The 10,993-nt window shown below is 44.8% G+C and carries 12 protein-coding genes and 1 tRNA gene; 6 read left to right on the forward strand and 7 right to left on the reverse strand.

What is annotated here, in order from left to right; genetic code table 11:
• Window positions 1–386: 386 nt before the first annotated feature.
• From QUA88_RS10760 to QUA88_RS10785, 6 genes are all read right to left on the reverse strand, one after another.
• Window positions 387–1,289, reverse strand: a complete 903-nt coding sequence (locus QUA88_RS10760; protein ID WP_333054340.1) for a tetratricopeptide repeat protein — start codon at window positions 1,287–1,289, stop codon at window positions 387–389.
• Window positions 1,290–1,425: 136 nt separating this feature from the next.
• Window positions 1,426–3,156 carry a group II intron reverse transcriptase/maturase gene (gene ltrA / locus QUA88_RS10765; protein WP_333054342.1) on the reverse strand — a complete coding sequence of 577 codons (1,731 nt, stop codon included), beginning with the start codon at window positions 3,154–3,156 and terminating at the stop codon, window positions 1,426–1,428.
• 695 nt (window positions 3,157–3,851) lie between these two features.
• Window positions 3,852–4,667: an inositol monophosphatase family protein gene (locus QUA88_RS10770; RefSeq protein WP_333271656.1), complete on the reverse strand. Its 816-nt coding sequence runs from the start codon at window positions 4,665–4,667 to the stop codon at window positions 3,852–3,854.
• A gap of 73 nt (window positions 4,668–4,740) precedes the next feature.
• A complete protein-coding gene (locus tag QUA88_RS10775; protein ID WP_333181264.1) occupies window positions 4,741–4,863 on the reverse strand; it encodes a hypothetical protein in 123 nt (40 codons plus the stop codon).
• Between the two features lie 44 nt (window positions 4,864–4,907).
• Window positions 4,908–5,423 (reverse strand): thermonuclease family protein, encoded by a 516-nt coding sequence (locus QUA88_RS10780; protein ID WP_333054346.1) that lies wholly within the window; start codon window positions 5,421–5,423, stop codon window positions 4,908–4,910.
• Between the two features lie 34 nt (window positions 5,424–5,457).
• Complete coding sequence (locus QUA88_RS10785; RefSeq protein ID WP_172186552.1) at window positions 5,458–5,826, reverse strand: 2Fe-2S iron-sulfur cluster-binding protein; 369 nt, start codon at window positions 5,824–5,826, stop codon at window positions 5,458–5,460.
• A gap of 214 nt (window positions 5,827–6,040) precedes the next feature.
• On the opposite strand from QUA88_RS10785, the gene QUA88_RS10790 reads away from it, so the two are divergent.
• Window positions 6,041–6,125, forward strand: a tRNA-Ser gene (locus QUA88_RS10790).
• Between the two features lie 288 nt (window positions 6,126–6,413).
• On the opposite strand, the gene QUA88_RS10795 is transcribed toward QUA88_RS10790, so the two are convergent.
• A complete protein-coding gene (locus QUA88_RS10795) occupies window positions 6,414–7,223 on the reverse strand; it encodes a pentapeptide repeat-containing protein (protein ID WP_333054347.1) in 810 nt (269 codons plus the stop codon).
• A 71-nt stretch (window positions 7,224–7,294) separates the two neighbouring features.
• Here QUA88_RS10795 and QUA88_RS10800 point away from each other — a divergent pair, with 71 nt between their 5' ends.
• The 5 genes from QUA88_RS10800 to QUA88_RS10820 form a co-directional block, all read left to right on the forward strand.
• Window positions 7,295–8,197 (forward strand): phosphodiester glycosidase family protein, encoded by a 903-nt coding sequence (locus QUA88_RS10800; RefSeq protein WP_333271659.1) that lies wholly within the window; start codon window positions 7,295–7,297, stop codon window positions 8,195–8,197.
• Window positions 8,198–8,490: 293 nt separating this feature from the next.
• Window positions 8,491–8,835, forward strand: coding sequence for a HEAT repeat domain-containing protein (locus QUA88_RS10805; protein ID WP_333207945.1), 345 nt, complete (start codon window positions 8,491–8,493; stop codon window positions 8,833–8,835).
• Between the two features lie 75 nt (window positions 8,836–8,910).
• Window positions 8,911–10,125 carry a transposase gene (locus QUA88_RS10810; RefSeq protein ID WP_333207947.1) on the forward strand — a complete coding sequence of 405 codons (1,215 nt, stop codon included), beginning with the start codon at window positions 8,911–8,913 and terminating at the stop codon, window positions 10,123–10,125.
• Between the two features lie 132 nt (window positions 10,126–10,257).
• Window positions 10,258–10,398 (forward strand): hypothetical protein, encoded by a 141-nt coding sequence (locus QUA88_RS10815; protein ID WP_333208011.1) that lies wholly within the window; start codon window positions 10,258–10,260, stop codon window positions 10,396–10,398.
• 60 nt (window positions 10,399–10,458) lie between these two features.
• Window positions 10,459–10,993 (forward strand): ribbon-helix-helix protein, CopG family (locus tag QUA88_RS10820; protein WP_333207948.1); only part of this gene is annotated, 535 nt, incomplete at its 3' end.

Genomic DNA, 10,993 nt, shown 5'->3' on the forward strand with positions numbered 1-10,993 from the left:
CAGGCAAGCTTAACATTCGACTTTAACAAATTAAGGTGTCATCGGAATTTTAGATTTTAGATTTTAGATTTTAGATTTTAGATTGGGTTCAGAGGCTTAGCTTTAGGGAACGGTGTTAAAGTCGAACCAGGCAAGCTTAACATTCGACTTTAACAAATTCAGGCGTCATATCCTTTTCGTTTCCATCGAAATAATCATTTTCCCCGTCAGTGCGATCGTCCCGTTCTTTCTGGAGCATCCGCGATCGCGGGACGATCGCACTGACAGTATAATTCCGATGTCACCGGATTTGATATCACCAAGTCTTGATTGTTTGGCTCGATCACACTCGACTGCTGAGCTGTTCACCCGTTTCTCAATATTCAAGACTCACAACTCACAACTTCTCACTTCTTCTTCCCGCCAAACAAACTTGCAAAAAATCCTGGTTTTTCATCACCTTTTTTTGCCTTGGCGGAAGCTTGTTCCAGCTTTTTCTTAACCTCCAAAGCCGTCGGTTCTTCTGGATTTGACGCCAAAGCTTTGTTCATCTCAAGTTTTGCCATTGTGGCTTGATTTTGTTCAAGGTAACACATTGCTAACATAGCGTGAGCCTTGCTGTGTTTCGGGGCACCCTTCAGGACTTCCCTCAACTCCAAACTTGCTTTAGCGTAATTTTTGCTGTCCATAAATCCTTGAGCTCGGCGGCAATAAGCTTCGATCCGCGGGTCGTCTTTGTCCGGGGGTAGATTTGGGGGTAGATTTGGGGTTGGGGTTGGAATTGGGGTTGGGGGAATTGGGGTTGGGGGTGGTGGCGGAGTTGCAATGCCAATGCGCTCTTTTCGCAGCAGGTAAACCATGTTAAGTTCGCTAATTTGATCGATCGCCTCTTGCGTTTCCTTAACTGATTCGTACTGCTTGAGAGCGAGTTTGCTAACTGCTGTTTTGTAAGCTTCTTCCCAATCTTTAGCGGTAGCTAACTGTTTGGCTGCTTCGCTTTCAATTTGCATTTTCGCCTGTTCTTTAACAACGCGCTTGGCGATGGCTGCTAATAGCAGGCTGTATTCTTTGCGATCGCTTTCCTTAGAGAATTTATTGTAAGCCGGATTGACTACTTTTGACAAAAATTGGTTAGCCCAATCTTTATCGGCTTGGCTTTCAAAAGAGCAAGTATCCGAATGCAACCGGCGGGCGATTTTCATGTAGCGCTTGCGGATGTCGTTAAACTCGGCGTCTAAGGGAACTCCCAAAATTGCGTGCTGATCTGTAAAGTCATACTTGAACAGCCCTTTTGTCATTTCAAAAGACATAACTTTTACTCTTCCTTTCCTGGCTTTGTTAGAGTCGATAGGGGCATTTCTACCCCTACCTCTCCTTCAGAACCGGACATGAGACTTTCGCCTCATCCGGCTCCTTGATATCTTCATCCTTTGTTAAGGATACAATTCAAAACGGATTGTTACAATAGTCCTTGTTGAGAGAACCGTCATTTTCCGTTTTTGTGTCGTGGCAGTGTTTATGTAGAAGTTGGAGGTTTTTGTACTCATCCTTACCGCCTAATGAGCGAGGTTGGATATGGTCAACTTCTACAATGTCTGTAGGTGTGAAATACAGACCACAGTGGGTACATTTACCTTTTTGTGTCTTAAGCAGTGTTGCCACTCTTTTTGGTGTTTCCGGGTATTCTCCGCGTCTCTTGCTCCAGTAAATCCAGTTACCATCGTAAGGCGTTGCGTTACCCTTCACTTTGGCGTGCCTTACAATAGGCGTTGCTTTGTGTTGGACTAATTCTAAACCTTCTTCTGTGCTGAAACACCAATTTCTGTCGCCTACTGTTCGCCAGTATTTGTCTTTATTGATGCTACCTTTTCCCCGTCTTCTCGCCCATGCTCTTAGTTTGTCATAGGTAAGACTGTCTACCTTGTTAAAGGTATCTTTACTTACTACTGTTGAGTAATAGTTTGACCATCCCCTAATTATTGGATTCAGCCGACTAATTAAAGCGACTTGGGGGGCGGTGTTATGGGTGTCTATCACTTCTGCAATTTTAGCCAGATGGGCTTTGACTTTGGGCTTAGACGGGGTGATTAATGTTGTAAAACCTAGCGGTATTCCTACTGTATTTTTAGCACTTCGATAGTTGCCTACCTTGTGTTGTTGTACATGGAATCCTAAGAACTCAAACCCAACATTTCCATTATATTCGTTGAGGGTGTGGGTTAATTTTGTTTTACTTGGCTTCAATTCTAAGCCAACATCACTTAACCATTCTGCAATTATTTTCTGACAGGCTAGTATTACTTCAATGTCTTTGTGAATAATCACAAAATCATCGGCGTACCGGATTAAACTTAAAGAACCTCGTTTATCTTTTTTACTGATTCCGTAGTATCCTTTTGTTAGCGTTTCCGCATATTGTTTGACCCGTTCTTCCATTCCATGTAAGGCAATGTTAGCCAAAAGTGGAGAGATGACCCCACCTTGTGGTGTGCCTTCTTTGGTCGGGAAGATTTCACCTTGGTCTAATACCCCACTTTTAAGCCAGGACTTAATTTGTGTTCGGAGTCCTGGATAGGTATTGATTTTGTCAAGTAATGCTTTGTGATTAATGCGGTCAAAACATTTGGAAATATCAGCGTCTAGCACATATTTAGCTTTGTATCTGATACTGTCAAAGATAGCTCCAATCGCATCGTGACATGACCTACCGGGTCTAAAACCGTATGAGTTTGGCTCAAATTTTGCCTCCCATTCTGGCTCAAGTGCTGCTTTCACAACTGCTTGTAAGGCGCGGTCGTACATTGTAGGTATTCCTAATGGTCTTGACTCATTAGTTCCTGGTTTTGGTATCATTACCCGACGAGTCGGTTGAGATTTACCAGTTATTTTGAGTTGACTTACTAGCTTTAATCGTTGCTTTGGGGTTAACAATTTTATGCCATCCACACCTGCTGTACGCTTGCCAGTATTGTCTTGTGTTACCCGTCGTACCGCTAGAACCTTATTAGACCATGAATTAATCAAGGTCTTTTGAAGCTTCCGAACTGCTTTAACATCGCCACGCTCACTTGCTCGATAGATACGTCTTTGCAACTTAAATGTCAATCTTTCGGCTTTTCGCCAATTGATTTGATTCCATTCCACCGTCGGGTTGTCCCGCGTTTTAGACTTATTCATTGCTACTAAGTTCCTATCCTTGAAGTTACCGTGTACCCGTCTGCATATCTCTGTCATTACAACAGAGCATTGGCTTCTGATACAATCCCTCTCTCATATATTGTTCGTTAGCTACTTACTGGATAATAGACATGATTCCAGAAATATATAAGAGTTACTTCGTTCCAAATACACATTGTTTGAGTTTTTAGTGCGATGCTATCCACCGGGTTTATGGGCGGTGCTTATAGGTCAAGTGTGAAATTGCCTATGCCCTAGCCTTGCCTTTTGGCTTGGTCTTAATCAGTCTTTACCGTGTTTTTTCAACGGGTTTATTCTTGATTTAGCCATTTGACCATCTGAAAATTACGATGGTTCAGACACATCTTTGCTTTCGCTACACATGAACTCGTGCTCGACAGTTACCAGTTTCGGCTACCAGTAGTTCTTGTCTTTTATCCCCGCTTTACCCTATTGGTTGCTACCCAACAAAATAGGGGATATGCTTTTACCGCTGCACTTGCGGACTAGGACTAGGGACTTGTGAATCCTGCACCTAGATGTGTATTCAGTTATACTAACCAGTTGGTTAGGCTAACCTTCCCTGAGTATTGCTACCCATTTGGGTTAAACGAATCGCACTCACTATTCTTTAATGTAGCTTGAGTCAAGGGGTTCTGACCCCCGTACTACCCCCGATCTATTGCTGGGAGGTGCTACTTCCAAGAAGATAAGGGAGGAACGGCTAGCAATGCGCTGCTGAGTTCGGCGTGTATTTTACCGTTTGTGGCCAAAATCCGACCGGAGTTCATCTCAAAGGCACTGCCGTCATAAGCTGTAATTTGACCTCCGGCTTCGGAGACGATGACTACACCTGCTGCTACGTCCCAAGGGGCGAGTCCCCGTTCCCAGTATCCGTCCGATCGCCCCATCGCGAGGTGTGCGAGGTCTAGGGATGCGGAACCGCTGCGTCGCACGCCTTGGGTGAGGTGGGTGAGGTGACAGAATTCGGCATAGTTATTGTCGGCTGTTTCGCGCCGATCGTATGCAAAGCCAGTGACTAGCAAGCTGGTTCTCAATTCTGGGATTTGGGAAACTTTGATCGGCGATCGGTTGCAGGTTGCTCCCAATCCTTTGCCTGCCCGAAACAATTCGTTATGAAAAGGGTCGTAAATTACTCCGATTTGTGGTAGGCCGTCGATTAAAAGTCCGATCGACACGGCCCAAAAAGGATATTGGTGAGCATAATTTGTTGTGCCGTCCAAAGGGTCGATCGCCCACAGGTATTTGCTGCTAGCATCCCCTAATTTGCCGGATTCTTCGGCGAGGATGGCGTGGTGGGGTACGTGGCGGCCGAGAATTTCTAAGATGACGGCTTCTGAGGCTTTATCAGCTTCTGTGACTAAATCGCCCGATCGGCCTTTTTCTTGAATTTTTTCTAATTTTCCGCAGAAAGATTGCAGGACGGAACCGGCGGCTAGGGCTGCTTCGGTGGCTATTTCTAAGAAGTTTTGCAGTTGATTGTCAGTCATTTGTTAGTTGTTAGTTGTCAGTTGTCAGTTGTCAGTTGTCAGTTGTTAGTTGTTAGTTGTTAGTTGTCAGTTGTCAGTTGTCAACAATTCCCAACTGACCGAAAGCATCCACGATACCCGCCACGTGATTCATCCGTCCAGAAATAAAAACCTGTACCCGATGAAACTTGCCGAACGTATTTATCGGTGGGGTCAATGCTTCAATCTAAAATCTAAAATCTAAAATCTAAAATCGATTGACTATTTCCGATTTTGTTGGCGGAATTCTGCGGGAGTTTGGCGCAAAGCTCGTTCTGGATTCCACAGGCCTTTACCCATGAGTCTCGCCCATTCTTGAGCGTTGATGAGTCGCTGCTGGTATTTGGTGTTGGGCGATCGCACCCAGGCCAGGGCATAACCTTCTTTGACTAGCTGTTCGTTGAGCAAATTTTTATCTTGCCACAAGTAGGCTAGTTTGCGATCGAACTGGTCTTTCTCTTCGATGTCTGATTCTAACAATACCTGTTTTCCCCTAGTTAGCTGTTCTAGTCTTTGTTTGGCTGCTTCTCCCCAAGGCTGCTGTTTTAAATCCGGCGCATCAATACCAATTAGCCTGATTTGTTCTAATAAGGCTATTTTGTCGGCTGTACTGATAACTTCGATTGTTTGGCCGCTGATGGCCCTTTCTACTTTGGCGATCGTACCTTGGGGCATTTCTGGTTTTTGGCAGCTAGCTAGCCACAGACAAAGGGCGATCGCAAATAACCGATAAAGCATGGATAATTGGTAGTTGATAATTTATCAAATTGCCTTATTCTTCATCCAACGGCAAACCAGCTTTAACTTTACCTTTGCCGAAGTAGCGGCCGAACTGCAGTTCGTACACTTCGTCTTCGTCTTGCGTCTCTACCTCAATGTTGGAACGGGGATAGCTGACGCACAGCAGGGCATAACCTTCTTTTTGCAGTTCCACAGACAGCCCCATTGCTTCTGGCTGGTGCAGTTCCCCCGACTTGACGCGCACCGCACAGGCGGTACAAGCGCCGTTGCGGCAGGAAAAGGGCAATTCTACTCCTTGGTTTTCGGCGCTTTGCAGGATGTAGCGGTCTTCGGGTACTCGCACGGTGTGGCGATCGCCTGTCTGTCTGTTATGAATTTTAATTGTGTAAGAGTGAGTCATGGAATTTTAGATTTTAGATTTTAGATTTTAGATTGGGGTTTGGCGGGCAAACTCCTTTAGATGAAGGGGTTTGCGACATAGGTAGGAGAATCCAAGCCGGCTCGTTTGACACCCTATCCACATTAAACAGTAAATTTATGCCGTTACCCCTTCCCAAATCAGATTTGTTCTGTTAATATAGTTTAGCTGTGGCTAAATGAATTAATTTAGCCCTGGAGAGGTGGCCGAGCGGTTGAAGGCGCACGCCTGGAAAGTGTGTTTAGGGCAACTTAACGAGGGTTCGAATCCCTCCCTCTCCGTTAATCAAGCTGTTTAGGCAAAAAAAACAGCTTGCAAAAAAAATCTCTGATATGAGATAAATAGTTTGATTAGAGCGAGATCCCTTGAATTCTTTGAGAAAAATCAAGGGATCTCGCTTTTATATTTTTGAGGGTAAATTAGGGCGATCGCGCCGAGAATAAACACCCAGATATAATGCCAATACTAGAAAACCATAGTGACCTACACCAATCGCCACCGTTTGCAGCAAAGCGTCGCTTTCTGCTGGCTCAATTACTGTTTGAATATCAGTCGGGTAATTTTAGATTTTAAATTTTAGATTTTAGATTGAGGTAATTTATATCGAACTTAGCATCAGCGAGATTTGCCCCTCTGAACGAAGTACCCTCAGCATTTCCAATCTCTCGAACAATAGCGGAGAAAGACACAAATGCAAACCAAAGATACAGCAGCGACAGCAAACCGAAACACATACCCCAAAACAGTTTGTGAGTGCTCAGAAAAGCGCTCGCCGTTGCACTGAACAAAAAAGCCGCTGCGTAAGTCGCCACACTTCCAGCCGATGCGATCGCCACCTGTGCAAATTGGCCGCGAATCCGGGAATTCACAAAAAACATTAACACCCCGCCGATCGACATTCCAGCAAGAGCTGCCTGGGAGTTATTATTAGTTGCAGTGCCAGCATAGAAAAATCCCAACAAAGCTCCTGATAGAATAGCAGAAATTGTTCGTGCCAATCTACCCGCTTTTGAGGTTTTTGGCTGTTTGCTTGCGATCGCCGAAGCGAAGCCAGCAGCGCTCAAAACCCCGTACAGCAAAAGAACAAAAGGCCAACTGCCGGAGCCCGGTATTTGTCCTTGAGATCCCAAAATCAGTCGAGTCAGAACATCGCCCACAACCAAACAAATCGCGATCGCCCCTGCAGTCAAAACAGCTATCTGTCGCCGAGAAAGCCCGATTTTCGCACCGATAAAATTCGCACCCGCTAACTGAGCATTTCTAAAATTGCAGCCTCGAACATCCGCACCGCTGAAATCAGCACCGTTAAGAACTTGTCCTTGGAACGATCGATTTCGTAAAATTTGATTGCTAAAATTATGGGAATCCGAATACTTCATATTAGTACAGGATGCTTAAAAATATATAAATCTCTCAGTGTTCCCGTCCCCCATCTCAAATCTAAAATGGTATGACTTATCGGCCCACGATCAAACAAATTTGGCAGATTCTCGGTCTCGGAATATTGCTCGCACCCATACTACTCTACAACATTCCCTACTTTTTGCGTCCCCAACAAACAAACGAAGCCCGATCGCTCTTTCAAGGAATAGCCTACCGCAAGGAATTTCGGACTAATCCGCGTCCCACCCTAATTCACATTGTTAGCATCGACCTAAAAGCGCCGGGAATAGGAATTTTTGTCACTCCCGGAAATCCAACACCCGATTTAACAGAAACCAATGCCCGCACGGCTACTGAATTCCTGAAAGAATTTAAATTGCAATTAGCAGTCAACGGCAACTTTTTTTATCCCTGCATCGAGAAAGCACCTTGGGATTACTATCCCCGCAGTGGCGATCGAGTAAATAATGTCGGACACGCCATTGCCAAAAGCCAAGCTTATTCTGAACCCAATCCAGACTTTCCCGCCCTTTGTTTTGATGCCAAAAACCGCGCTCAAATAATCGAAAACGGCACTTGTCCTGCGGGAACAGCCTATGCCGTTGCCGGAGATACTTTGCTGGTAAAAAATGGCCAGCCCGTAGCACAAAGTCAGGAAGAACGCAAGCAGGATAAACCCTATCCCCGTGCAGTCGCGGCGATCGACAAAACAGGCGATAAGTTGTGGTTAATTCTGGCAGACGGCAAGCAGAGGCTTTACAGTGAAGGGCTGAAATTGAGTGAAATAGCTGATATTTCGATGCAGTTGGGAGCGGAGACAGTGCTGAATTTAGATGGCGGCGGGTCGGTAACTTTTGCAGTAGCATCGCCGTCAGGAGCGAAACTGTTGAATGCTCCGATTCAGAATAAAATTCCCATGCAGGAACGTCCAATTGCCAATTATTTAGGATTTTATGCGCCGGAGAATTAGGGTTTTAACTGGCGCTTTAATCTCCGAAAAATGGGGTTAAAAATGATTCTATTGTATACTGCGCCCCAGCCGCGGCTTGTAAAAAATCGGATTTTAAAACCTATTTAAAAAATAAAGATGCCTCCGCATACTCAAATAAATAGGGTACTGATTGCCTTAATTACTAATACAAAAGCTCGCTTAAATACCCACAAAAATTCTGATTCAGCAGTGAAGTTTTTTTAAATCTGCCCCAAATCCGGGAATAATTGCTAAAATTGTAAAGAAACGTAACAAAAATTTATAATTGGCTTATGAAAATTGCCGAAGCCGCTAACTCTTTGTCAAGGTTCGGAACCGAGGCAATTTCTCATTTAGTGGAAGCTTTTCGCCGCGATGACAATTGGCTCGTCCGCCGCAGCATTATGGCTCCGCTGTACGAAATGCAGTGTCCTGATGCAGTATTTGAAATTTGTGCGATCGGTCTTGGCGACGAAGATTTACCAGTTCAGGAAGCAGCAATTGACGGATTGGGTGTGCTGGCAAATACCCCGAAGCAAGAACAGGCATTGCAGCAATTATTAGCTCTAGTAAGTTCGGATAACTGGGGAATTCGGCTGCGAGTTGCTCGCGCGCTGAGCAAATTTGACCAACAATAATGGGATTCAAGCCCCGTCCTTCTAGGACGGCTTTATTTATGGTAAGCTAGTTGCCGTAGGGTTTGTCCACGTCAAATGAGAGTTTTAGAGTTCAAAGCTAAAGGGAAAACAACTCAATACTCAGCAATAGATGAGGCGATTAGAACTGCTCAATTCGTCCGCAACAAATGTATCCGTTTTTGGATGGATAATCGCGGCGTAGGGCAAAAAGAGCTGTATCGCTACAACACCAAGCTGAGAGCTGAGTTTCCCTTTGTAAATACTTTGAACTCTCACGCTTGCCAAGTTGCTATTGAATGGGCATATTCCTCAATTGCTCGATTCTACGAAAATTGCAGGAAGTCTATTCCCGGAAAGAAGGGATATCCAAAATTTAAGAAGAATTGCCGCTCGGTAGAGTACAAAACTTCTGGCTGGAAGCTTTCCCCCGATAGACGCTCAATCAATTTCATTGATAAGAAGGGCATTGGTAAACTTAAACTTAAAGGGACGTGGGACTTACACTTCTACCAACTAGACCAAATAAAGCGGGTTAGGCTAGTGCGTCGTGCCGATGGCTACTACGTTCAGTTCTTGGTGAAAATCGAAACTGGAAAACTAGACATTGAGCCGACAGGTAGAATTGTTGGATTAGATGTAGGAATCAAGGAGTTCTACAGCGATAGCAATGGTCATACTGAGCCTAACCCTAAATTTTATCGAGCAGGCGAGAAGCGTCTAAAGTTTCGACAAAGACGTGTTTCTCGTAAAAGAAAATGCTCTGCCAATCGTAAACGAGCCATTAATAGACTAGGACGACTACACCTCAAAATAAGTAGGCAACGTGAAGAATATGCCAAGAGACTGGCACGTTGTGTAATCCAATCTAACGATTTGGTCGCCTATGAAGACTTGAGGATTAAGAACTTAGTCAAGAACCATTGTCTTGCCAAGTCTATTAATGATGCGGGTTGGTATCAGTTCAGGAAATGGTTAGAGTATTTCGGGGTTAAGTTTGGCAAGATAACCGTAGCGGTCAATCCTGCCTACACCTCTGAGGAATGCTCTAATTGCGGCACGTTAATCAAAAAATCCCTCTCTATGAGAACCCACACTTGCCAATGCGGCTTCGTCTTAGACCGGGATTGGAATGCTGCTATTAATATCCTGAAATTAGCCTTGAGTACGGTAGGGCATACCGGAACTTGGGTCATAGATCCGAACGCTTCGGGAGATTCGACCTCTACCTTGGTTGGAGTAATCCTGCTAGGGCAAGTTGGGTCTATGAACGAAGAATCCTCGTGCCTTTAGGCCCAGGAGTGTCAAAATCCTCAAGCTCGCGCTGCTGTGAGCTATTTGGCAAAAGATCGAGATCATCGGGTTGCAGGTGCGACTTTGGAAGCTTCGCTTTAAAACAACGGCTTACAAGCTCAACTGTAATATCTGCCGTATCGTGCCGAAAAAAACCCGGCCGAGGGAATGTTTAAGCGGTTCTACGGCGAGGAATGGATCGAAGAGTATATTCACGAATTTTTGTTCAATTGGGAACAGAAGCTGGCACAATTGGTAAGTAACAAGAATTAATTTTAATAGAAGCTTCAGCCACTACACTTATTAGTGTAGGTTGGCATGAGGAAAATGCCAATGGTCAAAAAAAATCGCAATGTAGTTAGTTCCAATTCAGAAAGTAAAGTCAAAGTCGGACTTTCGCTGACTTCTTCTAGTGCCGATCGATTAAACGTGATCGCTCGCAAGCTCGGAATATCAAGGTCGGAACTCCTAGAACGCTTGGCACAAGGCGCTCTGGATATTTCTAAGGACAAGACGGAAGTTACTGTCACTTGGAAAAAAGGTGAAGAAACTGAGGTAGAGGCAGCCCCCTTGCAAGGGGAAACAGCCGAAGAAAGCGAAGTTAATGACGCTGTAACGGCAGAAACTCTATCGGACTCGGTGATTGTAAAGCCAAATCCGATGCCAGAAAGTTACGAAAGTTTACAGCAGCAGTTGAGTGAACGCGAAAGTTCGATCGCTTCTTTACAGCAGCAACTCGCTACCGAAAAGCAAAATCTCGAAAGCCAATTAGCCGAAACAGTAGCGAAGTCAAGTTACGAAAGTTTACAGCAGCAGTTGAGTGAACGCGAAAGTTCGATCGCTTCTTTACAGCAGCAACTCGCTACCG

The sequence above is a fragment of the Microcoleus sp. D3_18_C2 genome, assembly GCF_036702395.1.
GTDB lineage: Bacteria > Cyanobacteriota > Cyanobacteriia > Cyanobacteriales > Microcoleaceae > Microcoleus.